Origin of the sequence: Brachyspira alvinipulli ATCC 51933 (assembly GCF_000518245.1) — a bacterium.
In the GTDB taxonomy this organism is placed as follows: Bacteria; Spirochaetota; Brachyspiria; order Brachyspirales; family Brachyspiraceae; genus Brachyspira; species Brachyspira alvinipulli.
On record NZ_KI912402.1, the window covers coordinates 440970 to 465957 of the forward strand.

At 26.9% G+C, this 24988-nt stretch carries 25 protein-coding genes; 15 read left to right on the forward strand and 10 right to left on the reverse strand.

Translation table 11 applies throughout. The annotated features are described in order from the left end of the window. The first annotated feature begins 105 nt into the window (after positions 1 to 105). From T324_RS0106890 to T324_RS0106925, 8 genes are all read left to right on the forward strand, one after another. Positions 106 to 540: an ankyrin repeat domain-containing protein gene (locus tag T324_RS0106890; protein ID WP_028329562.1), complete on the forward strand. Its 435-nt coding sequence runs from the start codon at positions 106 to 108 to the stop codon at positions 538 to 540. Positions 541 to 571: 31 nt separating this feature from the next. After that, the gene (locus T324_RS0106895) at positions 572 to 1012 is read left to right on the forward strand and encodes an ankyrin repeat domain-containing protein (protein WP_028329563.1); all 441 of its coding nucleotides are present in this window, start codon (positions 572 to 574) and stop codon (positions 1010 to 1012) included. A 28-nt stretch (positions 1013 to 1040) separates the two neighbouring features. Then, positions 1041 to 1475, forward strand: a complete 435-nt coding sequence (locus T324_RS0106900) for an ankyrin repeat domain-containing protein (protein ID WP_028329564.1) — start codon at positions 1041 to 1043, stop codon at positions 1473 to 1475. A gap of 130 nt (positions 1476 to 1605) precedes the next feature. Beyond that, on the forward strand, positions 1606 to 2118 hold the full coding sequence (locus T324_RS0106905) for an META domain-containing protein (protein WP_028329565.1): 513 nt from the start codon (positions 1606 to 1608) through the stop codon (positions 2116 to 2118). 166 nt (positions 2119 to 2284) lie between these two features. Continuing rightward, complete coding sequence (locus tag T324_RS0106910) at positions 2285 to 2875, forward strand: hypothetical protein (RefSeq protein WP_028329566.1); 591 nt, start codon at positions 2285 to 2287, stop codon at positions 2873 to 2875. Positions 2876 to 2906: 31 nt separating this feature from the next. Next, positions 2907 to 4178: a LysM peptidoglycan-binding domain-containing protein gene (locus T324_RS16945; RefSeq protein WP_245580656.1), complete on the forward strand. Its 1272-nt coding sequence runs from the start codon at positions 2907 to 2909 to the stop codon at positions 4176 to 4178. 104 nt (positions 4179 to 4282) lie between these two features. Then, the gene (locus T324_RS0106920) at positions 4283 to 4858 is read left to right on the forward strand and encodes a peptidylprolyl isomerase (RefSeq protein WP_028329567.1); all 576 of its coding nucleotides are present in this window, start codon (positions 4283 to 4285) and stop codon (positions 4856 to 4858) included. Positions 4859 to 4878: 20 nt separating this feature from the next. Continuing rightward, positions 4879 to 5370 (forward strand): peptidylprolyl isomerase, encoded by a 492-nt coding sequence (locus T324_RS0106925; protein ID WP_028329568.1) that lies wholly within the window; start codon positions 4879 to 4881, stop codon positions 5368 to 5370. Positions 5371 to 5444: 74 nt separating this feature from the next. Here T324_RS0106925 and pnp read toward each other — a convergent pair whose 3' ends face one another. The 6 genes from pnp to T324_RS0106955 all read right to left on the reverse strand — a co-directional run bounded on the left by pnp (position 5445) and on the right by T324_RS0106955 (position 11338). After that, positions 5445 to 7586 (reverse strand): polyribonucleotide nucleotidyltransferase, encoded by a 2142-nt coding sequence (gene pnp / locus T324_RS0106930; RefSeq protein ID WP_028329569.1) that lies wholly within the window; start codon positions 7584 to 7586, stop codon positions 5445 to 5447. Between the two features lie 72 nt (positions 7587 to 7658). After that, on the reverse strand, positions 7659 to 7928 hold the full coding sequence (gene rpsO / locus T324_RS0106935) for a 30S ribosomal protein S15 (protein WP_028329570.1): 270 nt from the start codon (positions 7926 to 7928) through the stop codon (positions 7659 to 7661). Next, positions 7895 to 8830 (reverse strand): bifunctional riboflavin kinase/FAD synthetase, encoded by a 936-nt coding sequence (locus T324_RS0106940; RefSeq protein WP_028329571.1) that lies wholly within the window; start codon positions 8828 to 8830, stop codon positions 7895 to 7897. The genes rpsO and T324_RS0106940 overlap by 34 nt, the downstream gene beginning before the upstream one ends. Before the next feature lie 36 nt (positions 8831 to 8866). Further along, a complete protein-coding gene (locus T324_RS0106945) occupies positions 8867 to 9874 on the reverse strand; it encodes a hypothetical protein (protein WP_028329572.1) in 1008 nt (335 codons plus the stop codon). Positions 9875 to 9923: 49 nt separating this feature from the next. Continuing rightward, the gene (locus tag T324_RS0106950) at positions 9924 to 10301 is read right to left on the reverse strand and encodes an STAS domain-containing protein (protein WP_028329573.1); all 378 of its coding nucleotides are present in this window, start codon (positions 10299 to 10301) and stop codon (positions 9924 to 9926) included. 53 nt (positions 10302 to 10354) lie between these two features. Then, positions 10355 to 11338, reverse strand: coding sequence for an aromatic ring-hydroxylating oxygenase subunit alpha (locus T324_RS0106955; protein WP_028329574.1), 984 nt, complete (start codon positions 11336 to 11338; stop codon positions 10355 to 10357). 228 nt (positions 11339 to 11566) lie between these two features. Here T324_RS0106955 and ychF point away from each other — a divergent pair, with 228 nt between their 5' ends. The 3 genes from ychF to T324_RS0106970 are packed head-to-tail and all read left to right on the forward strand — an operon-like array spanning position 11567 to position 15083. Beyond that, positions 11567 to 12667: a redox-regulated ATPase YchF gene (gene ychF / locus T324_RS0106960; protein ID WP_028329575.1), complete on the forward strand. Its 1101-nt coding sequence runs from the start codon at positions 11567 to 11569 to the stop codon at positions 12665 to 12667. Positions 12668 to 12727: 60 nt separating this feature from the next. Next, positions 12728 to 13978, forward strand: coding sequence for a chloride channel protein (locus T324_RS0106965; RefSeq protein WP_028329576.1), 1251 nt, complete (start codon positions 12728 to 12730; stop codon positions 13976 to 13978). A 19-nt stretch (positions 13979 to 13997) separates the two neighbouring features. Beyond that, positions 13998 to 15083, forward strand: a complete 1086-nt coding sequence (locus T324_RS0106970) for a hypothetical protein (RefSeq protein WP_028329577.1) — start codon at positions 13998 to 14000, stop codon at positions 15081 to 15083. Positions 15084 to 15146: 63 nt separating this feature from the next. On the opposite strand, the gene T324_RS0106975 is transcribed toward T324_RS0106970, so the two are convergent. Then, positions 15147 to 16511, reverse strand: coding sequence for an alanine/glycine:cation symporter family protein (locus T324_RS0106975; protein WP_028329578.1), 1365 nt, complete (start codon positions 16509 to 16511; stop codon positions 15147 to 15149). Between the two features lie 162 nt (positions 16512 to 16673). Beyond that, on the reverse strand, positions 16674 to 17786 hold the full coding sequence (ald, locus tag T324_RS0106980; RefSeq protein WP_028329579.1) for an alanine dehydrogenase: 1113 nt from the start codon (positions 17784 to 17786) through the stop codon (positions 16674 to 16676). 323 nt (positions 17787 to 18109) lie between these two features. On the opposite strand from ald, the gene T324_RS0106985 reads away from it, so the two are divergent. Continuing rightward, positions 18110 to 19582 carry a 4Fe-4S dicluster domain-containing protein gene (locus tag T324_RS0106985; protein ID WP_028329580.1) on the forward strand — a complete coding sequence of 491 codons (1473 nt, stop codon included), beginning with the start codon at positions 18110 to 18112 and terminating at the stop codon, positions 19580 to 19582. Between the two features lie 32 nt (positions 19583 to 19614). Here the strand turns inward: T324_RS0106985 and T324_RS16950 are convergent, their stop codons facing one another. Continuing rightward, positions 19615 to 20304, reverse strand: a complete 690-nt coding sequence (locus T324_RS16950) for an ankyrin repeat domain-containing protein (protein ID WP_051436808.1) — start codon at positions 20302 to 20304, stop codon at positions 19615 to 19617. A gap of 200 nt (positions 20305 to 20504) precedes the next feature. Here T324_RS16950 and T324_RS0106995 point away from each other — a divergent pair, with 200 nt between their 5' ends. Further along, positions 20505 to 21926, forward strand: a complete 1422-nt coding sequence (locus T324_RS0106995) for a fibronectin type III domain-containing protein (protein WP_028329581.1) — start codon at positions 20505 to 20507, stop codon at positions 21924 to 21926. Between the two features lie 44 nt (positions 21927 to 21970). Further along, complete coding sequence (locus T324_RS0107000) at positions 21971 to 22813, forward strand: tetratricopeptide repeat protein (RefSeq protein ID WP_038375114.1); 843 nt, start codon at positions 21971 to 21973, stop codon at positions 22811 to 22813. Positions 22814 to 22840: 27 nt separating this feature from the next. Here T324_RS0107000 and T324_RS0107005 read toward each other — a convergent pair whose 3' ends face one another. After that, positions 22841 to 23863, reverse strand: coding sequence for a GGDEF domain-containing protein (locus tag T324_RS0107005; RefSeq protein ID WP_028329583.1), 1023 nt, complete (start codon positions 23861 to 23863; stop codon positions 22841 to 22843). Positions 23864 to 24084: 221 nt separating this feature from the next. On the opposite strand from T324_RS0107005, the gene T324_RS0107010 reads away from it, so the two are divergent. Then, positions 24085 to 24978, forward strand: a complete 894-nt coding sequence (locus T324_RS0107010) for a hypothetical protein (RefSeq protein WP_028329584.1) — start codon at positions 24085 to 24087, stop codon at positions 24976 to 24978. The last annotated feature ends 10 nt before the right edge of the window (positions 24979 to 24988 follow it).

Below are 24988 nucleotides of genomic sequence, written 5' to 3' on the forward strand. Positions count from 1 at the left end.
CTTAAAAAATGTAAATTCTATACAAATTTTATTTACAAAAAATTGACAATATCAATTATATTTATTATACTTCTTATTAAAATGAATACTTTATTAGGAGTTTTTATGAAATATAAGATATTGATATTGGCATTAATATTTTCAATAAATTTGTTTGCGAAAAGCGATATAGCTATTATTGATGCTGCTGGAAGGGGTGATATAAATAAAGTAAGAACACTTATAAAAGAAGGAGCTAATATTAATCAGCAGGATAGGATAGGGGAGAATGCATTAATAGAAGCTGCAGAAGGCGGACATATAGAGATTGTAAAATTACTTATAGAAAATAAAGTAAATTTAAATCTTAAAAGCAAATGGGGAAGAACTGCTTTGATGAGAGCTTCTTCAAAAGGCTATGCTAATATAGTAAAAGTTCTTGTAAATGCAGGAGCCGATTTAAATATAAAAGACAATAGAGGAAGAACAGCATTAACTTATGCTAATCAAAGAGGACATAAATCTATAGTGCAGATTTTAAAAACTGCTGGAGCAAAATAAAATTTATTTAAATATACAGGAGATACATTTTATGAAAAAAATTATAGTCTTAATTTTTATGATGATTTTAAGTTTATCTTTATTCCCTCAGCAAAAAATGACTCCTTTAATGGAAGCTTTAGAAAATAAAGATACTAAAAGAGCTATAGAATTAATAAATTCCGGAGTAGATCTTAATACAAGAGATAGAAGGGGAGAAACACCATTGATAGAAGCAGCAGAGGAAGGTTTGCCTGAAGTTGTAAAATTATTAATAAGCAAAAAAGTTAATTTGAATGATGTAAATAATAATAAGAGGACAGCTTTGATAAGGGCCGCAACTAGAGGATATGCTGATATAGTAAAATTATTAGTTGATGCTGGGGCTAATATTAATATAAAGGATAAATATGGTAAAACGGCATTAATTTATGCTAGTGAAAGAGGTCATAAAAATATAGTTAAGATTTTAAAAGATGCAGGAGCAAAATAAAAGATAATTTTTTAAGGAAATATATTTTATGAAAAAGATTTTAATTTTATTAATGATTTTTAGTATAAGTTTATTATCACAGCAAAAAAGAACAGCTTTAATGGATGCTTTAGAAAAAAGAGATATAAAAAGAGCAATAGAGCTTATTAATTCTGGTGTTGATATAAATACTAAAGATAGGATGGGAGAAACACCATTAATAGAGGCATCTGAAGAAGGACTTACAGAAGTTGTTCAGCTTTTAGTAGATAAAAAAGTAAATTTAAATACAGGCAATGTTAGAAACAGAACAGCTTTGAGCAGAGCATCTCATAAAGGACATACAGAAATAGTACGCATATTAGTAAAAGCAGGTGCTGATGTCAATATAAAAGATAAATATGGTAAAACAGCTTTGACTTATGCTGTTCAAAGAGGTCATAAAGATATTATTGAAATACTTAAAAAAGCAGGTGCTAAATAATTTTTACAAAAAAAATAAAAAAAATTATAAAAAAATATTAATTTTTTTATAATTTTACTATTTATAACATTGATAATAAAACATAATTATAATATAATTTTTTCAAAATTTTTATTTGGGGAAAATAATTATGAAAAAAATATTGTCTTTGGTTATTGTTCTTATGGGAACAGTATTTGCAGTATCATGCAGCAATAGTGGCCAATCAACAGCTACTACTGATACAAATGCTGCAGACACTAATGTATCTATAGCACCAGCAGCTGGTACTATTATGGTTACAGATTTAGTAGGTAAAGAATATGCACTTACTAATATGTATGAAGGAAAAGAAGTTACTATAGCTTTTCCAGAAACTAATATGGTAGGCGGAAAATCAGCTGTTAATAACTATTTCAGCGAATTTTCATTAAATGGAGATAAAATAACATTTAATGCATTAGCTTCTACTAAAATGGCTGGTCCAGAAGAAGATATGGCAGTTGAAACAGAATATTTACAAATATTAGGTGGTGCTGATACTATTTCTTTAGAGGGAGATGTATTAACTATAACTACAACTTCAGGTACAAATTTAATATTTGCTTATAAAGGTGTAGTTGAAGCTCCTGCTACTAATGAAACAGCTGCTACTAACAATTAATATTAATTAAATTGTTGTACATTAAGACAAGATAATAGATGTTTCTATTATCTTGTTTTTTTATTTGAGTATAATTTTTTTTACAACTATTGACTTTTATGTTCAGTAGTATAATATTATGGTATATTATTATCATATTATGTTTATAAAATAATTTGGAGTAATTATGCAGTTAATTAAGTATATTTCAACATTATTATTAGGTTTAATTTTTATAATATCCTGTTCCGGTTCATCAATGCCTTTCAAAGAATATAAAGATGCAACCGCATTGAGAGATAAAACAATCAAATATGAACTACAAAACTATTCTAAGGAACAATTTGATATAGCAGAAGCAAATTATTCTGAAGCTGCAATACTTATGGATGAGAATAAAGAGCCTGAAAAAGTAAAAGAATTGCTTACAACAGCATCAAATGCTTATCAAACAGTATTAAATGAAGGACTTCCTCAATATGCTGAACTTTTAAAAGAAGAAACATCATTAGAAAGAGAGTATTCAAAAGAAATAAAAGCTTATATGGTAGACAAAGATAATTATGAATTTGCTGAATTAAATTATTTAAATGCATTGTCTGCTTTAGGTACAAATAATTATGAAGAGGCAGTTAATTGTTTCTTAAATGTGAAAAAATATCATCATAAAGCATATTTTACAACTAAAAAAAGATATGATGAAAGCGCTAACGCTTTAAAAGAAGCTGATGCTAAAATAAAAGAATTGGAAGAATTAAAAAAATCATCTTCTAAATAAATTGATTCTATGAAAATTTGGAGCTTATAAAATGAAAAAGGGTTTATTTTTATTTATTACTTTGTCTTTATCATGTTTTTTATATGGACAGGAAACTAATAATATTTCTGAGACTGATGATTATAAATTAGCGCAAAAATATAGAGAAATGGCTATAGAAGCCCATGATGCTGGAGATTATGATAAAAGTATAGAATATTCTAAATTGAGTAAAGAGTATTCTGATAAAATTATATCCGGATATGGTGTTTATCAATATGTATTAAATAGTCAAAAAAATGCTGAGAGAAGATTAAGTTTATTTAAAGGAATAGGCGGAGATACTAATGAATTGACATCAAATTTGTACACTTTATCAGTAAATGATATTAATTCTGCTAAAACTATGTTTAGTACAGCTACAAATGGAAATGATTATACAAATACAATGCTTGAATACAATAAATCCGCAGATAAATCTGAATTGGGATACAATATTTTATCAATAGATTCTAGAAGAGAATATTTAATTAAAGAATCTGTATTGACTAATGGAGATAATAATGATTTGAAGGTTACATCTTTAAGAGATGATGCTAAAAAATTACTTTCTAATGGAGATTATACTAATTCTTTAACAAGTTCTAGAGATGCTGTTAGTATTCTTGATAAGTTAGAAGCTCCTTTAGCTTATGCAAAAGCTCAAAAAGCTGTTGATCAGGCTAAAAAAGATGGTGTTAATGAAAAAGACCCTAATCTTTATAATCAAATTTCTACATCATTAGCTTCTGCTTCTAAAAGTTTATCTGAAAATAATTATTCTGATTCTTTAATGCACTCAAAAAATGTTCTTGATTTAGTTAATTTTATGGAAAATAATTCATTAGCTATGAACAATAATAATGGAAATACAGATAATAATAACACAGATAATAATACTGAAAATGCTGAAAATAATACAGATAATGCTAATAACACAGATGATACTAATTATGTTTATGATGGCAATTTCCCTCAATATTATGTTGTTCAATTAAGAGATACGCATACAGACTCATTATGGCTTATAGCTTCTTATGATTTCATATATGGTGATGGAAATTTTTGGACAAAAATATATCAAGCTAATAAAGATCAAATAAAAGATCCTAATATTATAACAGATGGACAGATATTACTTATACCTAGTCTTAAAGGCGAAACTAGAGAAGGAACTTATGATCCTAACAAAAAATATGATAATATCAACAATATAACAGCAAAAGATGATGTAAAAAAAGATAATGCAAAAGATGAAAATACAGCATCTGATAAAGCTAAATAATTATTATTAAAAAAAATTATAAATAAATTTAATAAAAACAATTACGAATATATAATTTATATGGTTATATTATAAAAAATAATTAAGAGGTGGTATATTATTAAATGTTAAAAAAGGGAAAAATAATTTTAATAGCTGCTGTAACAATAGTTGTATTCGCTACAGTATTGATAGCACAAAAACCTAAGGCTTCTAAAGAGCATTTGTTTATTGAAACAGATTATGGTACTATAGAAATAGCTTTCTTTCCAGAAAAAGCACCAAAACATGTTGAAGCAATTAAAAAGTTAGCTAATCAAGGTTTCTATAACGGAACTCGTTTTCATAGAGTTATACCTGGATTCATGATTCAGGGAGGAGATCCTGAGAGTAAAAAACCTAACAGAGCTTTACATGGAACAGGCGGTCCTGGTTTTGTTATTCCTGCTGAGTTTAATGATGTTTCTCATAAAAGAGGTATATGTTCTATGGCTAGAGGTGCAAGCATAAACAGTGCCGGTTCACAGTTTTTTATTTGTGTAGCTGACTCCACTTTTTTAGATGGTCAGTATACAGTTTGGGGAGAGGTTGTTAATGGAATGGATGTTGCTGATAAAATAGTAGCATTAAAAAGAGATGCTAATGATAATCCTTTAGAACCTGCTAAAATGAACAGAGTTTATGTAAAAACAGTTAATTAATTTTATAAGGATTGGATATAATGAAAGAACATTTATTTATTGAAACAGATTATGGTACTATTGAAATAGAATTCTATCCTGATAAAGCACCAAAGCATGTTGAAGCTATAAAAAAACTTGCTAATGAAGGCTTTTATGATGGTGTTAGATTTCATAGAGTAATACCTAGATTCATGATTCAGGGTGGGGACCCTATTAGTAAAGATGCTACTAAAAGGCATTTACATGGAACAGGCGGTCCTGACTTCAATATTCCTGCTGAATTTAATGATGTTCCTCATAAAAGAGGTATATGTTCTATGGCTAGAAGTCAGCATCCGGATAGTGCTGGTTCTCAGTTTTTTATCTGTGTGGCAGATGCCCCTCATTTAGATGGTGAATATACTGTTTGGGGTAATGTAGTTAATGGAATGGATGTTGCTGATAAAATAGTATCCTTGAAAAGAGACCATAATGATAATCCTATGGAAAATTCTACAATGAATAAAGTATATGTAAAAGAAGTAGAATAATTAATATAAAAAAAGCAAATAAAAACGAGTCTTATAAAAGACTCGTTTTTATTTTATAAAATATTAATTATTATTTAATATCTTTTCTTTCTGTCATGTCTTTTTTCTTTTTTATTATATTCTTCTTCAACATAATCAGCAGGTTTTTCGAGTAATGCTTTTCTACTTAGTGAATATTTTCCGCCTTTAACATCTATGATTTTTACTTTAACTTCATCTCCTATTTTCAAAACTTCTTCCACATTCATAACATGTTTATAAGCAAGTTCTGATATATGGCAAAGTCCTTCTATTCCAGGTAAAAACTCAATGAAGGCTCCGAAATCTTTAATATCTTTAACTACTCCGTCATAAATCTCTCCAACCTCAGGGTCTTTAACATAAGAGTTTATAAGTTTTATAGTTTTATCTAATGTAGGAGTATCAGGAGCAAATATATTTACAATACCGCTATCTTGTATTTCAACATCACTTCCTGTTTCTTCTATAATAGCCTTAATATTTTTTCCTCCAGGACCAATTAGTATTCTAATTTTTTCTGGATTTACATCCATAGTTTTATATTTAGGAGCAAATTCTGAAACTTCACCAGCATTTGATATTGTAGAATCTATTATATCAAGTATAAAATATCTTGCTTTTTTAGCCTGTTCTAATGCTTCTTTTAATATTTGAGTAGATATACCAGTAAGTTTAATATCAAGCTGGAAAGCGGTAATACCTTTACGAGTTCCTGCAACTTTAAAATCCATATCTCCCAAATGATCTTCAACCCCTTGTATATCTGTAAGTATTTTATATCCATCTTTATATGTGGCAAGTCCCATAGCAATACCAGCAACACTTGCATTAAGAGGAACACCTGCAGAAAGTAAAGACATAGTAGAAGCACAAATTGTTGCCATTGATGATGAACCATTACTTTCTAATATTTCAGCTACAACTCTTATAGTATAAGGGAATTTTTCTTTAGAAGGAAGTACAGCATTGAAAGAACGTTCTGCCAAATTACCATGTCCTATTTCTCTTCTTCCAGGGGCACCATAGCGTCCTACTTCACCTACGGAAAAAGGAGGGAAATTATAATGAAGCATGAATGTTTTATTTTCTTTGCCGTATATATCATCCATTAATTGAGCATCTTTTTCGCTTCCTAAAGTAACTATAGATAAACATTGAGTTTGACCTCTTGTGAAAAGACCTGAACCGTGTACTCTAGGTATTAAATTAATCATTGTACTTATAGGCCTTATTTCATCTAAAGCTCTTCCGTCTGGACGCATTTCTTTTTCTACTATAGCTTCTCTAACTATTTCTTCCTCTATAGAATGACATATACCTTTAACTTGTGCTATTAGTTTTTCATCTTCTACTTTAGTTTTTATATATTCTTCTATCTCATTGAAAGCATTGTCCATACTTTCATTTCTTTTAGTTTTATCAGGGTTATAGTTGGCATTTGATATTTTTTCTTTACCATACTCTGTAACCATATCAACTAATTCTTTATCATATTCAAATAATTCTTGTTCTATTTTTTGAGTACCGCAAAGAGAAGCCATTTCATTTTGCATATCTATATATTTCTGCATTTCTTTATGGGCAAGTTCTATAGCACCTATAAATACTTCTTCTGAAACCTCTCTAGCTTCACCTTCTATCATTAAAATAGCATCTTTACTTCCTGCCACAATAATATCTAAATCGCTGGACATAAGCTCGCTGTTTCTAGGATTTATTATATATTCTCCATTTTTATATCCAATTCTAACAGCTGCAACTGGACCGCTGAAAGGTATCCAAGATATAGTAAGTGCAGCACTTGAAGCTATTAAAGCTAAAGCATCTGTAGGCATGTCGGCATCAACTGAAAGAACAGTTGGTATTATTTGAACCTCATTTCTGAAACCTTCTGGAAATAAAGGCCTTAGAGGTCTGTCTATTATACGTGATATAAGAATTTCTTTATCCCTAGGTTTAGCTTCTCTTTTAAAGAAACCTCCTGGAATTTTTCCTCCAGCATAATATTTTTCATTATAATTAACTGTTAGAGGAAAAAAATCTGATTCTAAATTAGGCTCTTTGGCAGCAACTACAGTAGCAAGTATTGTAGTGTTTCCAAGTCTTAAAGTAACAGAGCCATGTGCTTGCTTAGCTAGAAGTCCAGTCTCTAATATTAATTCCTCTCCGCAAAAGACACTCTTAACTGTGACCATATTATACTCCTTTATAGCCGAAAAAAATATACCAAGAAAGGTATTAAATTTTATAGCTTGTCACTTTTACTATTATTTTCTTAATTTTAATTTCTGTATAAGATTTTTATAAGCTTCTATATCAGTTTTTCTTAAATAGTTAAGAAGTTTTCTTCTTTTAGCGACCATTTTTAAAAGTCCCATTCTAGAATGATTATCCTTAGTATGAGTTTGAAAATGACCTTTCAAATAAGTTATGCGATTAGTTAAAAGTGCTACTTGTACTTCTGTAGAACCTGTATCCTTCTCATTTTTACCAAACTCTTTGATTATTTTTGCTTTTTCGTCTGCTGTGATAGACATTTTTTTGTTCTCCTTTTGAAATATTTTCTTATCTTTTTTTCATCATTTTCTAATAATTTTTTTACTTCATCTATAGAATTAACTTTTATATTATCTCTTATGTATTTTAATAATATAACAGTTATTTTTTTACCATATATCATTTTCGAAAAATCTAATATATGACTTTCTACTCTAAGCTCTTTATTAATATTACTTATTCCAATAAAAGTAAGAGCTTCATAATTTTTATCCCCATTACCTATTCTAACAGTTGAGCTATAAACTCCCATTTTAGGAATAAATATATTTTTAGGAAGCTCTAAATTAGCTGTAGGATATCCTATTTTTCTTCCTAAAGCATTTCCATGAACCACCAATCCGCTCATAGAATATTCTCTTCCAAGCATTCTATTTACATCTGACATATTTCCATTTGAAAGACATTCTCTTATATTAGAGCTTGATACTTTATCTCCTTTATAATTAAGAAATTTTATAAAGCTTACTCCTATACCACACTCTTTGGAATATCTTTTTATAAAATCTCTATCTCCGATTCTATCTTTACCAAAAGCAAAATCAACACCAACTGCAATATGCTTCATACGATAATATTCTATTAATTTATTAAAGAACTCTTTAGCTTCCATTGTATAAAATTCTGGTAAAAAGTCAATAACAATTATATAGTTAATACCTAATGATTTTATAAAAGAATTATTTTCTTCTGTATTATATATTGATATATTTTTTTTCTTTATTACTATTGCTATAGAAATTAAATTATTTTTTTTTGCGTAATCTACGGTATATTTTATAAGTTTTTGATGTCCCCTATGAACACTATCAAATTTACCTATTGTTATAATACTATCTTTTTTTAAATCTATTTTGCAAAAATCATTGATAATCTGATTCATTTTAGTATTTTATTTCATATCCTTAATTGTTATTTATTATATTTCTTTTTTAATTCTTTTGTCATTATTAAATATTTTTTTCAAAATCAATGATATTATTATAATGATTATTGATGATATAAATAAAGACAATGACATATTCCAGAAAGTAATTTTACGAATTATTATTTCTAATAAATTATAATGCTCTATTAATATAGCAAGCACTAGTTTTATTACACCATATAATACAAAAGCATTTAATATATTATGATATTTATATTGTTTTGAAAATAAAGATAATCCAAGCATATAGAAACTAAATAATAAAAATATAAAATTAATAAACAATATAGGTACACTGTATATAGGTATATCTGTTGTAGTTAGTACTTTTAATAAAGTTGATATTATTGGAAATACTTCAAAACCAAATATTACATCTGTTGTGAAACTAAATAAATATTTTGATATAGATTTTCTTTCAAAAACAACAGACGATTTCTTACTAGTTAGAGTACCATATAATTCTGTTACTTCATGCAAAGCTATTTCTTTATCAGTAAAGTATATATAATCTGCAAAATAGACTTTACCATTAGCAGCAGGATCTATAAATAAAGCATTTTTATACGTATTATCTAATAATTTATATCCTACTCTTATTATGTGATTATCAATTTTTGAAAAATATTTTCCATTATCATCTATAAATGATGAACTTTTATCCGTTAATTCATTTCTTAAATAATCAATATTTTTATTAAAAACAATCATATATGCAGGATATAATGTTACAAAAGCAGCTAATACTATTATTGTTAATATAATTGAAAAATTACCAACAAATTTATTCAATGCTCCTGTAAATATCATAGTAGATACAGCAGAAACTATTACAATAGCAAAAAAGTAATGTTCCATTAAACTTTTAATAGAATCAAAAGTTAAATTACTGTATATATTATTAGTGTCTAATACTTTAAGGAAGTATATAAAGAAATATAATACAAAAAATACTATAAAAAATATTGCTAATGTTATTAAGTTTTTTACAATTTTCATGTTTATATATTATATCTATAAGAATAAAAATTCAAGTATAAAAATAAAATTAAGCTGATTTAATATCGGTTAATATACCAAAATTGTATAATGCATCGTTAATATCTTGAAAAGAATCTATAAAACTGGATAGTTCCATAAGATTATAGTCGCTTTTTACAACACCATACATATTAGATAATACTATGTTGCCTTTATTTTGGGATAACTCTTTCTTTAATTGAATAAAGTATTCCCATATTTCTTTTTCTATAAACATGCATTTTGATAAGTCTAATATGATATTGTTTATATTTTTTATGGTAAATTCAGAAAATAACTCTTTTAATTCAGGTAAATTTTCATCATATATATTATTTTGTAATGATAATACAATAACAGAATTATCTTTTAGAAAATAACTAATTTCAAATGATTTACTTGCCATATTTAGTACTTTAACAAATTTTTCGTTTTTAGTCAATAAATTTAATAAATAAATTAGTTTTTATTGTTAGATTTTTTAAATTTATCTCTTGTACTTCTGTATACAATTATAGACATATCTCCTGCTATTAATTTTTCTTCCGGAATGCCTAAATATGATTCTTTGCTTGATTGAGTTTTTACTACATTCTTATCTTGTTTTAATACAATATCAGAATATTTTTTTCCAATAAGATTTACTATAGATTTTATAAAAGGAATATTTACTATTTTTTGATAGAATCTCATATATACAACTGTATTTTCATCATCAACAGGAGCGAATACCCCAAATATTCTCATTTTTTCAAATATGTAATTTTGCCAAGTGTTTGGGAAATAAAAATATAAAAAATATTTAAAATCTTCTTTTTTCATTTCGGATGAACTTAATGCTTTTTGTCCGTTATCAATAACATTATTAACATAAAATTTTATAATATCATCTTCTAATTCTACTAAAGGACCATTAACAATAGTTTTGTTTCCTCTTCCTATAGTGTTATAATGTACAAAAGACACATGCACAACATCAAGCTGATTTTCTATGCATCTTGTATAATGATTATTCCATTCGTCTCTTATAGTAGAGTAGGAAAATTTTTTATCTTTTAAATCATCAGGAAACATTATTTTATCATTTATTTTATCTTTATCACCATACCAAAACCAAATAAATCCATACAAATCTTTTACTTCATATCCTTCAACAAAAAATCTTTCATCAACTGCAGTATTTTTTCCATTAGCTGGTATCATTACAGTTTTTCCGTTTTTATCAAATTGAAATCCATGAAATGGGCATGCTACATTGTTTCCGCATATTTTTCCATGAGATAATGAAGCTCCTCTATGACAGCATTTATCATCTATACAGCATATATTATTATTTGAATCTCTCCAAAATACTAAATTCTTATTCAATCTTTTAGCAAAAAGAGGCTTGTTTTGTTTTACTTCTTTTGAATCTAATACGGCATACCACATATTATATATCATAGATTTACCCTCAAGTTTTTATATACTATTAATTATATCTTTTTATTTTTATAAATAAACATTTTATAAGATGATTTTTTTTATAAAAATTAAATACTAAAAAAGACAAATATATAATTTTAAAATTATAATATTTTTTTTATTATCAATTTTTAATATGCTTGTTATTAATATTTTTTAATATATAATGTTTCTAAATAAAATAATTTAAGTTAAGGAAATAGAAATATGGCTTTATCTATAGGAATAGTAGGACTTCCGAATGTAGGAAAATCAACACTTTTTAATGCACTAACCAATGCTCATGCTGAGGCAGCTAATTATCCATTTTGTACTATAGATAAAAATGAAGCTACTGCTATAATAAAAGATGAAAGAGTTGATAAATTAGCCGCACTTTTTAAATCAAAAAAGAAAGTTTATAATACAACAACATTTGTAGATATTGCTGGACTTGTTAAAGGGGCTTCAAAAGGGGAGGGTTTAGGTAATAAATTCCTTTCTCATATTAGAGAAGTTAATGCAGTTTTACATGTGGTAAGAGTATTTGAAGATGGAAATATTACTCATATTGGAGAAGTTGATCCTTTAAGAGATTTAGATATTATATTAACAGAGCTTATGCTTGCAGATATTGATACTATTAATGCTAGAATGGAAAGACAAAAAAAGGTTGCTAAAGGCGGAAAAGGAAAGGCTGCTGAAGAAGAGGTAGCATTGCTTGAAAAAATACTTCCTGAATTAAATAATTTTAAACCTGTATTTAGTCTTGATTTAACAGATACAGAGAAAGAAATATTAAAACCATTATTTTTATTAACTGCCAAAAGTATGATGATAGGTGCTAATTTATCAGAAAATGAGCTCGCTAATCCTGAAAAAAATTCTAATTATGTAACATTGCAAAATTATGCAAAGGAAAGAAATATTGAATTAATACCTTTCAGTGCTAAAATAGAAGCAGATTTGCAGGATTTAGATGAAGAAGAGAGATTAAGTTATTTAGAAGATTTGGGAGTTAAAGAGTCTGGAGTTGCAAGACTTACAAAAGCAGGACACAGATTATTAAAATTATTAACATTTTTAACTTCTGGTGAAGATGAAACTAGAGCTTGGACTGTAAGAGAAGGTGCTTATGCTCCGGAGGCTGCTGGTGTTATACACAGTGATTTTGAAAGAGGTTTTATCAGTGCTGAAGTTATAAACTGTGATAAACTTTTAGAGCTTGGAAGTTTTGTTAAGGCTAAAGAGGCTGGGGCTATAAGACTTGAGGGTAAGCAATATCTTATGCAGGAAGGCGATGTTGTAACATTTAGATTTAATGTGTAATTAACATACTATATATTATGATTGATAAAAAATAAAAAACACTGATTAGAAAACTAAATTATGAAGATTAATTTTGAAATTAAATATGTAAAGCTTTTCATGCTATCAGCTTGTATAGGAGCTTCAGTAGGCTTTATAATTTCTCTGTATAGAATAATGCTTTATAAATTAAGCGTTAATGTATTTTATATATCTAATTTCATATTTGACAGATGGTATTATCCTGTACTTCTTTTTATTTTTCTTATAATTGCAGGATGCACTATAGGATATATATTAAGGTACTATCCGCAGATAAGAGGAGCCGGAGTACCTCAAATAAAATATTATATATCTCTTCATGAACCTAAAGATATCATATTAGAAATATTATTTAAATTATTTGGCAGTATGATATCATTTGCAAGCGGTATTTCTTTAGGAAGGGCAGGTCCTTCTATGCATGTTGGTACACTTGTAGGACTTTTTTTCCATAAATATTTTTCAAAGTTAGCAAAATATAGAAGATATTTACTTGTTTCTGGTGCTTGTGCCGGAATGACAGCTACTTTCAGTGCTCCATTTACTGGCATTGCTTTTTCTTTCGAGGAACTTGGAGAAAATAAAAATCATATAGTTTTTGTATGTATAGTTTTTTCTTCTATAGCTTCAATACTTGTAGTAGAGCATCTTGTAGGGCAGGCTTTCATACTTAATTTTAATTTACCAAAAATATTAGAGGTTAGACATTATATTTCACTTCTTCCTTTTGGTATAATATGCGGAATGCTGGCTTCTCTTCTAAATTATCTTATGAATCTATTTTCTAAAATGTATCAGAATATAGAAAATGATGTACTTAGACCTGTACCTGCTTTCCTAATGGCTGGTTTTATGATAATGTTTTTCCCTTATGTACTTGGAAGCGGTGATTTGCTTATAGGAAGTATAGTTAAAGATAAATTTTCTGTTTCTATGCTTTTTATTCTTATATTTGTTAAATTATTTTATACTTCAGTATGTGCAACATCAGGAGCCGTAGGAGGAGTATTTTTCCCTACATTTATATTAGGTGCTTCAATAGGTTCTTTATATGACATATTCCTTATAACATATTTTCCAGATTATGCAGTATATGGAGATTTATTTATACTTTTGGGTATAACTTCTCTTATGTCTGGAATTACTAGAACTCCTATAATGGTATGTATATTGATACTTGAGATATCCAACTCTATTTCCAATTTCTCGGCACTTGTTATTGTGGCTATAATATCATATATGGTTGCTAAGGTATTGGGAGTAACTTCTATATACGATCATAATGATTAATAAGTGATTTTTATATATTATGGAACTTTATCAAGAATTATTTAATGATTATTTAAAAGAATATTATAAGACTCTTGAAGAATTATTAAATTGTTTAGAAAATAATGATAAAGAAAAATTTCAAATAAATATTGAACCATTTATATATAAAGAAGATAATGAGTCAGAATATACAAAAGATAAAAATTATAATGAAAGATTAAAATTAATTTTATCTATACTTTATCATAAAAATAGAAACGAATTAATGAATAAAAAAGAATTTGAAGATTTACTTGTTTTTCTGTTTGAAGAAGAAATAAAAGACAGACAAACTAATTCTTATCAGGGTATAGGTACTTCTTTAGAAATTATGAGTTTTTTATTTGTTAAACTTTATAATGATGATATAGAAAAATTGCTTTCTAGATATAAAGATTTATTTGATAAAGCAAAAAATGCAAACTTTGATTGTAATTGCGGTTATGGTATTGATGATTATAATTATTATAATGAAAGATTAGATGAACTAAGTATAGATGCTGTAATATCATACTCTATAGATATTTATGAATTAAAATTATTTTCAAAACTTGTTGATATATGGAAGGGTACAGTAAAAGAATGGGATAAAAAGAATTTAGATAAATTAAAATATTATGCGTCATTTATAGAAGATAAAGAATCTTTACTGGAAACTAATAATAAACTTTTTGAAATGGCTGTTAAAGAAAATGCAAGTAATTGGGATATAGTTTCTGCTTTAAATAGTTATCTTAAATCTTTAATTGATAATAATAAATATGATTATGCTTGGCAATTAATATCAAAATATATGTACAATATAAAAAATATTCAAGATGATAAATTTTATAATATTAATTTAGGCAGATATATAATAGAAAGAGCAGCTGATATAATGCTTAATATTAATAATGAAAAATTAGAAAAAGAAATATGGTATTTTATAAGTGAGCCTTTTATATATAAACATTCTTCTTTTTATTTGAAATTATATGAAAAAGTATTATTATGCTGCGATATTGTAAGAGATAAAAAATTAAAAAATAAAATATCAGAAGAGTATCAAAAAGAATTGAAAAAGATTAAAGATATACTAAAATGATAAAAAAATAATACCCATTTCATAATATGTAAATTACAAAATAGGTATTATTAATAATTTAAATTATTCTATTTCAATAGATTTAGGATCTATTATATATTTTTTTGTTAAAGTTATGACTATAGGTGAAAGTAATAATATTGCTATTAAATTTGGTATTGCCATAAGTCCGTTAAAAGTATCTGCTATAGACCATACAATTTTTAAATCTATGCTAGAACCGATTACAATGGCTATTATAAATATTAATTTGTATGACATTATAACTATCTTACTTCTTTTTGTTATGTATCCTAAACAGCTTTCTCCATAGTATGACCATCCTATTATAGTAGAGAATGCAAATAAAACGCTGGCTAAAGTAAGTATAACCTCTCCTTTATAACCTAATGCACTTTTAAAAGCTAAAGAAGTAAGTACAGCACCATCAGCATTTGTATTACCATATATATTAGATGATAGTATTATAAGTCCAGTTAATATACATATTATTAAAGTATTAAACACTTCAAATATTCCCCACATACCTTGTTCTACAGGGTTATTACTATTGCTTGCAGCATGTACTATAGGAGCAGTACCAATACCGGCTTCATTTGAGAATACTCCTCTTGCTATACCATATCTCATAGCAAGTACTATAACATATCCAGATATTCCAGCACCTGCAGACTTTAATGAAAATGCATTTGATATTATTAAATTTATAGCATTTGGTATGTTTTTAGCATTTATTATTAATACAATTATTGATGTAATAAAATAAAATAATGCCATAAAAGGAACAATTTTTTCTGATATGCTTGATACCCTTTTTATTCCTCCTATAATAACTATAGCAACTATTACAGCAACTATAATTCCGGAAACAATATTAGGTATTTTAAAAGTCTCATTTAATAGATTTGCTATGGAATTTGATTGGGTCATATTTCCTGCACCAAATGTAGCAATTGAGGCAAAAATAGAAAATATTATAGCTAGCCATTTTTGTTTAATTCCCTTTTCTATATAGTACATAGGGCCGCCGTAATGTACACCTTTATTATCTTTTTCTCTGAAATATACAGCTAATACAACTTCTGAAAATTTAGTAATCATACCGAAAAATGCCGAGACTAACATCCAAAATAAAGATCCTGGTCCGCCCGCAACAATAGCTGTGGCTATACCGGCTATGCTTCCTATTCCTATAGTACTTGCTAAAGATGTACTAACAGCTTGAAATGGGGTTACATTATGGTCTATATTTTTATCTTTAGCATGAAGACTTCCATATGTAGATTTCATCCAAAGATTAATTTTTGTTATTTGAAACAATCTAGTTCGTATGCTCATATATATTCCAGTACCTACAAGAAGTACTAACATATATGGTCCCCATACAAAACTATTTACTATATTATTTATCTTTTCTATTTCGAGCATAATTATCTCCTAAGGAATTTATTAATAATAGAGAATAAAGAATTATTCTATATGTTTAAAATGTTAAAATATAATTTTCTTATTTAATGAAATACCGCTATAAAATATGTATTTTATAGCGGTATTATAATTTTAGATTATATAATTTATACTAAAATTAAATTAGCATCCTAAAGCAACTTTTGGATCAGTGTATTCAATACCAAATGCATCAGCAACACCTTTGAATGTACATTTACCATTATAAGTGTTAAGACCAGTAAGCATAGTATTATTAGTTTTACAAATTTCTTCTAAACCTTTATCAGCTAGCATTACACCATAATGAGTAGTAGCATTAGTAAGAGCAATAGTAGAAGTTCTAGCAACTGCACCAGGCATATTAGCAACACAGTAATGTACTATACCTTCTTCAATATAGATAGGATCATCATGGGTTGTAGCATGAGAAGTTTCAAAACATCCGCCTTGGTCAATAGCAACATCGACGATAACAGCACCTTTTTTCATAATTTTTAAATGTTCTCTTCTTAGAAGTTTAGGAGTTTTTGCTCCAGGTATTAAAACACTTCCGATAACAACATCTGCAGTCCTGTATAGTTCCTCTAATTTAGCAGGAGCACTGAAGTATGTGTTGATTCTCATATTAAATACATGGTCAATATACTCTAATCTTTTTAGATTAACATCAGTAATTGATACATTAGCACCCATACCCATAGCCATTTGTGCAGCATTAAATCCTACAACACCAGCACCAAGTATAACAACATTAGCTTTTTGTACACCAGGTACACCACCTAATAATATACCTTGACCGCCGAATTTTTTCTCTGTATATTTAGCAGCTTGCTGAATAGATAATCTTCCAGCTATACCGCTCATAGGAGCAAGACATGGTAATTGATTCATTTCATCTTTCATAGTTTCATAAGCTATAGATTTTATCTTTTTCTTCAATAACATATCTGTTAAAGGCTTATCAGCAGCTAAGTGTAAATAAGTATATAGGATTTGACCTTCTCTGAAACATTCATATTCTTCTTCAATAGGTTCTTTTACTTTAATAATCATATCAGCTTCAAATACTCTTTTTTTATCAGCTATTTCTGCACCAACTTTTTTGTATTCATCATCACTGAAACCAGAACCTTCTCCAGCACCTTTTTCCATGATTACTTTATGACCTTTTGCAATATAATCAGCAGCATTTGCTGGTGTTAAACCTACACGGTATTCTTGGTTTTTGATTTCTTTTGGACATCCTATAAGCATAAAAAAAACTCCTTAAAATAAAAATTACTATATATAGATGTATATTATTTAGAACATAAAACTATATATGCATTCAATATAGTTGTTTTATTTGCATTTGTCAAGAAATAATATTTATTTTTATTTCTATTTTTTTGTTTTTAATATTTTTTTTAATTATTAATCAAACATTTAATATGAATACTATATACAATAAAATTTTGTATAATATACGAATATTATACTTGAAAAAAATATTTTTTATTTTATAATGTTTTATCGTATAAATACCATAAAAGTATTTATTGTTTAAATTACATCACTTAATTTTTAGGAGTATAAAAGTGAATATTAATAATAATGCCTCACAGTTAAAAAAAGAAATTTTGGTTCAAATTACTTTAATGTTTATTGAGGATAGATTAATAGAAGATATAGACAAGTTGCCTATAGATATTATACCAAGAGACAGTAAATCAATAAGATGCTGTATTTATCATGACAGAGAAATAATAAAGAATAGAATTATGGCAAGGCTTGGCATAAGTGTTGAAGGTAAAGAGGATAGCGGTATTCCTTTATCTCAATATGCTAAATTGGCATTGGAGAGAGAAAAACCAACTTGGCCTATGCTCACAGTACTTGATGAAGCATGTAATGCTTGTGTAAAAGCTAACTTTATGGTTACGAATGCTTGTCAGGCTTGCTTGGCAAGACCGTGTATGATGAACTGTCCTAAAAATGCAATAACTATTTTGGATGAAAAAAGAGCATATATAGACAGCAGTAAATGTATTAACTGCGGATTATGTTTGAAAAATTGTCCTTATCATGCGATTATTTATATACCAGTTCCATGTGAAGAGTCATGTCCGGTAGGAGCTATTAATAAAAATGAACAGGGTAAAGAAGTTATAGATTATCATAAATGTATATTCTGCGGAAACTGTATGAGAGAATGTCCTTTTAGTGCTATGATGGATAAAGGACAGCTTATAGATGTACTTAAGCATTTAAAAAATGATAAAAAAGTTAATGTTATGTATGCACCTGCAATAGCTTCTCAATTTAATGCTAAACCGGGTCAATTAAAAAGTGCTTTGTTAAAGATAGGATTTAATAAAGTATGGGAAGTAGCTTTAGGAGCTGATGTTACTTCTGATAAAGAGGCAGAAGAATTTGAAGAGAGAATGGAAAGAGGGGATAAATTAATGACTACATCATGCTGTCCTGCTTATGTTAAAGCTGTTAGAAAACATGTTCCTGAATTAATTCCTTGTGTATCAGAGACTAGAACACCTATGCATTATACAGCTGAAATGATGCATGCTGAAGATCCTGATGCTATTAATGTATTTATAGGACCTTGTCTTGCTAAGAGAAGAGAGAGTATAGATGATGATTTGGTAGATTATTGCTTATCTATGGAAGAACTTGATGCATTATTTATTGCTACTGGTACAGAAGTTTCTAAAGAGCCTGATTTAGATTTAGGAGCTATACCAACTGCTTCCGGAAGAAAATATGCCATGAGCGGAGGAGTATCTGAAGCTGTTAAAATAAGATTAAAACATCCTGAAAAATTAAAGGCTGCTATTATTAATGGTCTTGATAAAGAAGGTATGAAGCAGTTAAAAGGTTATGGAAAAGTTCAATCTGGAGAAACTCCTGTTACTGATGACACTCCTAATCTTATTGAGGTTATGGCTTGTAATGGCGGATGCGTAGGAGGTCCTTGTGTTGTGAAAAATCCTAAAGCTGCTGCTGTTCAATTACAAAGATATGCTTCTACTGGTTCAGAATTAAAAAAAGAATAATAAAATATTATTAAGCAAAAGACAAGAGTATATTAAATCTTGTCTTTTGTTTTATATTCAATATCATTAGTATTTTCATCAATTAATAATTTTTCTATATTGTTTAATTTTCTTTCTTTAGCATAATATAAAGCATCATATCCTTTATTATCTTTTATACTTTTGTCTGCACCATATCGCAGTAATAATTTTACTATTTCTACATAATTAATAGTATCCTTTCCAAATATTGCAACTTCTAATAAAGCTGTTCTTGATAAATTATCTATATGATTTACTTCTATATCCGTATTCTCAAGTAAAAATTTTGTAGTTTCCCAATGTCCTTTTTCACATGCAAGCATCAAAGCATTAGCTCCATATATATTAAATGTATTTTTAACATCAGTATTTATATGCATAGTTTTTAATATATTTATGTAGCCTTTTTCACATGCATATAGAAATGGGGAATTGAATTTGTTATCCTGTATATTAATATTTGCATTATTATCAATTAGTAGTTTAGCTATTTTCATATCATTTTTATACATTGCTATCATTAAGGCTGTTCTTTTCATATCATCTTGTATATTTACATTTATTCCCATTTTTATATACTCTTCTACTAAATTAATATTACCACTATGTACAGCTGAAAAAAAAGCTCCTTTGATATCAGCAGATAGTAATGTATTTGATATTATTAAAGTTAAAATTATAAATTTATATAATGTTTTCATAATTAAGCCTTAATTTGATATAACTATAGAAGTTAATAATAACATATTTTTATTTTTTTACATACATGAATATAATTTTAATTTTACTCAATGTATTAATATACAGTTTTAAATTAGTGTTTTTATTATATTTTTAATAATGGAATTAAAAAAACATCCGAATAATTATCTAAAGAATTAATGGTTATTAGGAATTTATTGTGCGTTATATAGGTTTTTTTATAGCGTTTATTTTATATTTTACAGCTAGCTTAAATGCTGATGTTTACAATGTATTTTCAAACACAAATAATATTTATTATAGTACTTTAAATAGTGTCACAAATAGTTTTATATTGGATAATGCTTCTGATACTAAAGAGTCTATATCTGATATATCTTCATTGTTTGAAAGATCTGTATTATTAGATGCATCGTATCATCATGGTGTTACTAAAAGCAGCGACATAAAATACATAGATGGAGCTAATGGAGGTACTGCAGTACTTCTTCCAAATATAGAATCATTTATAAAGATGGAACATTATGAAAAACAATTAAATGATGTTATGAGTAGTTTTACTATAGAGTTTTATTTGAATCCTTATAAAATAAGAATGAACTCTCAGGTTTTATCTAAAATGGCTATATATAATGATAATGGAGTAACAAAATATTCAGGTATAAGAGCTAATATTATAAATGGCAGATTAGTTTGGCAATTTAATAATTTATTTATATATAATGGAGAATATACAAATATTACTTTATCAGATGGAGAATATTTGAAAGAAAATGAATGGAGACATCATAGTATAAGTTTTGATGCATCTACTGGAAAATTAGTAAAATATATAGATGGCCTTGAAGAGCAGGTTATATATTTGACAAGTACAGGTGATAGAACAGGTTCTCCTTATTATGTGGATTTTTCTCACATGTCTTTAGATCCTCTTTATTTGGGTCAGGGTTTTATAGGAGGTATAGATTCATTTCATTTCACTCCTAATTATAAACAGAGTTTTAATTTATATAAATATTTACCAAATGGGGAGATAATAAGTAAAGTTATAGATTTTGGAAATGTAAATACATTTATTGATTCTATAAATTATATCGGTAGTTTTACTAATGGTTCATATATAGATATTTATTATAGAACTTCTGATTACTATTTTGCTCCAGATGATAATAATATAACTTGGCAATTATTAGATGATAATAATGTATTTGCTACTGTTAATAGAGCTAGATATATACAAATAAGAGCTGTATTAAAAAGTAATATTGATAGAAATATTACACCAATATTAAATAATATTGATATAGTTTATCATAATGGCAGATTACCTCTAGTTCCGATAAATTTAACTGCTGCACCAGCAAATAATAATTCCATTATATTAAGATGGGAGGGTTCACATGAAAATGTTTCAGGGTATAAGATATACTATGGAACTAAATCAGGAGTTTATAACAATGCTGAACATACTCCTATAGTAGTTGGAAATCAAACAGAATATTTATTAGAAGGATTAAATCCTGAAGAAGTTTATTATTTCAGAGTTACAGCTATAGGCGGTGAAGGCGGAAATATAGAAAGTGGTTTTTCTGAAGAAGTTTATGCTAGACCAGTTCATTAAAATAAAAAGGAGTATTTAACGTGTCTACTACTAATACTAAAGCAATGAAATTAAGCAATCTTGCGGAAGAATTATTGAAAAAAGGAGTAAATGAGGAAGCCGTTGAAGCTTTAAAAAGAAGTATGAGACTTAGTTCCGGTGATGATATGAAATCATACTTACAGGTTGCCGTTTCTTTATTTGAAAGTGGTAATTATGAACATGCAAAAATATTTTTAAATACTTTTTTAGAGTATTGGATGGCTGCAGAGGCATATTTTCTTTTGGGTGCTATTGCTAAAAAAGAATATAGATTAGAGGAAGCATTTGAGCTTTATAGAAAAGGTATTACTTTATATACATCTTCTAATTTGAATCCTTATTATGAATTTTTATCCTTATGTACTTTACTTAAGGAAGAAGATAAAGGGTTAGAAGCAGCTAAAAATGTTCTTAAAATTAATAATAAAGATAGGGTTGCTTTAGTTTATATGGCTAATTACTTCTTTAGAAATGAACTTTATAAAGAGGCTATGAATTTTTATAAAATTTTAGTAGATAATAATTTGGCTGACCATAATGATTATCATTATTATGGGGTTTGTTTGCATGAAATTAAGGATTATAAGAGAGCAGAAAATATGTATTTACAAGCCTTAGCTATGTATCCAGCAGATACTCCTGAAATTTTGGCTCTTAAAAATCTTAGAAGTAAAAGTTTAAGAGATAATTATCTAAATTTAGAAGAATGTAAAGCTAAATATACTAAAAAAATAAAAGAAAATCCAGAATCAAGTGATTACTTCCATCTTGGAAATATTGAATTTATTAATGAAAATTATGAAAAAGCAGCAGAATTGTATTCTAAAGCTAAAGAAGTTTATGAAGAAAAAGTTTATGTATCATAATTTATAAAATAATATTGATAATAAACTTTAATGTACTATAACTCTATTTCTTCCTAAATGTTTTGCTTCATACATTGCAGAATCAGCATTTTTTATAGTTACGGCTATAGGCTGCTTTGATGAGCCTTTGTGTTCGGCAATGCCTACGCTTACTGTTATATTAATGATAGTAGATTCATAATTAAATATTTTCTTTTCAATAGTTTTTCTTATTCTTTCACCAAGTATTAACGCTTGTTCTTTTTTGGTATTTGGGCATATAACTATAAATTCTTCTCCTCCATAACGTATTGCCACATCACTTTTTCTAAGCATGTTAATATTATTGGAGTTATTGCTCAATAATTTTCCAATTTCATGAAGTACAATATTTCCGCAGTCATGCCCATATATGTCATTGATATCTTTGAAATGATCCAAATCCATAAATATAATTGATATACTATATTTATATCTTCTAGCTCTTTCTACCTCTTCTTCTATTATTTTATTAAAATATCTTACATTAAATAATCCTGTTAATGGATCTATTGTAGATTGAGCATGTAAAGTATCTATCTTTTTCATTAACTTTTTTATTACTTTATCTTTTTGAATAGAGGATTTTTTTTCTATCTCATTAACAGAATAATCCATGTTTCGTACTTTTGTTTTAATAACATTTTCAAATAAATCATATATGCTTAAAATACCTATTGGATAATTATCAGCATTAATTACAACAATATAATATATTTTATTTTCTTTCATTATTTCAAAAGTAATAAGAGCATCATCTTCAGGATGAACAAGTATTGGGTTTTTATTCATAAAATTTGAAATTTCTTTGTTCAATACATCCTGATTTTTTTTACTAGACATTTTGCTTAGGATATTAATTAACAATTCATCATAATTAACTACACCAATTATTTTATCAGAATCATTTGTTACTGCCAATATTTTGCTGGATTTTTTGCATATAATGGGAATTAACTCTGATATAGTTGAATTTTTTTTCACTATATTTATACGATTTTCCATTATTGATTTGATAATGCTTTTGTACATTTATAAACCCTAACCATATTAGTCCGCTGTATTACGAGTTTAACATATATATTCTTTTTTTTCAATATTATTTTAATTGTTGTTAATGCTATTAATTGAATTTCCTAATGTGAATTTATATACTGTAAATTAAAATTATAAAAATAGTAGTTCAATAATCTTGATTTTTTTATTTTATAAAGTATCATATTACAGTCATTATTATATTGTTTGAGATTTTAATGAAAAAATTAAATGTTTTTATCATAGTTTTATCATTTTTTTTATATTATAATACTATTTTTGCAGACGTAAATACACTTTTTAATATAGATATATATGATAGAAATATACCAGTTAATACAAATACAGGTGTTTATAGTAATGAACTTTTTATAGAACAAACTGTTTTGGGAGGATTCAACTATATAAAATTTAATTTAGAAACCAAATTATACTATAGACTTTATATGTATAAAATGACAGATAATAATTTATTTAAAAATACAAAAGCAGATTTTGGTATAGAAAATAATTTTTCTCTGTCTTCTGATATGGTAGGCATATTTGCTGATATTAAACCTTTGTCATTTTTAGGGATTAGAGTAAGTGCTTATTTAGATTTTATGTTTAATGCCATGAATTTTGGCTATGCTGGTTTTGATAATAATAATAATATTGATTACTCTTTTAATACTTTATTTGCAATGCAAAAAGGCAATGCATTTGGATTTTTGATTAATGTTTCGCCTTATTTTGTTTTTAAATTTAATCATTTTGTATTAATAGATAATTTTACCATGACTTATATTAATGTTGGGGATAAAAACTATTATTATGATCCTAGAACCGCAATATTGCATAAAAAAAGCGAATTTGAATTAATTAATGATTTTTATTTGCTGGGTAATATAAATCCGTTTTATATAGGCGGATATTATGGTTTAACATATCTTGTTAATTCAAAACATCTTTCGCATAAATTTGGTATAGCTGGTATTATTAATTTTAATTTTTTAAAAGACACTTTGCTGCTTAATATAGGGGCTACTGCAGGATTGCATGTAGGACTTCCTAATTATAATAATACAACTTTTATAGAGCTTAAATTATCTTTAGCCTATAAAATATTATAGAAATAATTAA

Excerpts from the sequence above, each read along its gene's own strand:
- T324_RS0106890 (WP_028329562.1), top strand. The coding sequence starts at position 106 with ATGAAATATAAGATATTGATATTGGCATTAATATTTTCAATAAATTTG.
- T324_RS0106895 (WP_028329563.1), top strand. The coding sequence starts at position 572 with ATGAAAAAAATTATAGTCTTAATTTTTATGATGATTTTAAGTTTATCT.
- T324_RS0106900 (WP_028329564.1), top strand. The coding sequence starts at position 1,041 with ATGAAAAAGATTTTAATTTTATTAATGATTTTTAGTATAAGTTTATTA.
- T324_RS0106905 (WP_028329565.1), top strand. The coding sequence starts at position 1,606 with ATGAAAAAAATATTGTCTTTGGTTATTGTTCTTATGGGAACAGTATTT.
- T324_RS0106910 (WP_028329566.1), top strand. The coding sequence starts at position 2,285 with ATGCAGTTAATTAAGTATATTTCAACATTATTATTAGGTTTAATTTTT.
- T324_RS16945 (WP_245580656.1), top strand. The coding sequence starts at position 2,907 with ATGAAAAAGGGTTTATTTTTATTTATTACTTTGTCTTTATCATGTTTT.
- T324_RS0106920 (WP_028329567.1), top strand. The coding sequence starts at position 4,283 with ATGTTAAAAAAGGGAAAAATAATTTTAATAGCTGCTGTAACAATAGTT.
- T324_RS0106925 (WP_028329568.1), top strand. The coding sequence starts at position 4,879 with ATGAAAGAACATTTATTTATTGAAACAGATTATGGTACTATTGAAATA.
- pnp (WP_028329569.1), bottom strand. The coding sequence starts at position 7,586 with ATGGTCACAGTTAAGAGTGTCTTTTGCGGAGAGGAATTAATATTAGAG.
- rpsO (WP_028329570.1), bottom strand. The coding sequence starts at position 7,928 with ATGTCTATCACAGCAGACGAAAAAGCAAAAATAATCAAAGAGTTTGGT.
- T324_RS0106940 (WP_028329571.1), bottom strand. The coding sequence starts at position 8,830 with ATGAATCAGATTATCAATGATTTTTGCAAAATAGATTTAAAAAAAGAT.
- T324_RS0106945 (WP_028329572.1), bottom strand. The coding sequence starts at position 9,874 with ATGAAAATTGTAAAAAACTTAATAACATTAGCAATATTTTTTATAGTA.
- T324_RS0106950 (WP_028329573.1), bottom strand. The coding sequence starts at position 10,301 with ATGGCAAGTAAATCATTTGAAATTAGTTATTTTCTAAAAGATAATTCT.
- T324_RS0106955 (WP_028329574.1), bottom strand. The coding sequence starts at position 11,338 with ATGATATATAATATGTGGTATGCCGTATTAGATTCAAAAGAAGTAAAA.
- ychF (WP_028329575.1), top strand. The coding sequence starts at position 11,567 with ATGGCTTTATCTATAGGAATAGTAGGACTTCCGAATGTAGGAAAATCA.
- T324_RS0106965 (WP_028329576.1), top strand. The coding sequence starts at position 12,728 with ATGAAGATTAATTTTGAAATTAAATATGTAAAGCTTTTCATGCTATCA.
- T324_RS0106970 (WP_028329577.1), top strand. The coding sequence starts at position 13,998 with ATGGAACTTTATCAAGAATTATTTAATGATTATTTAAAAGAATATTAT.
- T324_RS0106975 (WP_028329578.1), bottom strand. The coding sequence starts at position 16,511 with ATGCTCGAAATAGAAAAGATAAATAATATAGTAAATAGTTTTGTATGG.
- ald (WP_028329579.1), bottom strand. The coding sequence starts at position 17,786 with ATGCTTATAGGATGTCCAAAAGAAATCAAAAACCAAGAATACCGTGTA.
- T324_RS16950 (WP_051436808.1), bottom strand. The coding sequence starts at position 20,304 with ATGAAAACATTATATAAATTTATAATTTTAACTTTAATAATATCAAAT.
- T324_RS0107000 (WP_038375114.1), top strand. The coding sequence starts at position 21,971 with ATGAAATTAAGCAATCTTGCGGAAGAATTATTGAAAAAAGGAGTAAAT.
- T324_RS0107005 (WP_028329583.1), bottom strand. The coding sequence starts at position 23,863 with ATGTACAAAAGCATTATCAAATCAATAATGGAAAATCGTATAAATATA.
- T324_RS0107010 (WP_028329584.1), top strand. The coding sequence starts at position 24,085 with ATGAAAAAATTAAATGTTTTTATCATAGTTTTATCATTTTTTTTATAT.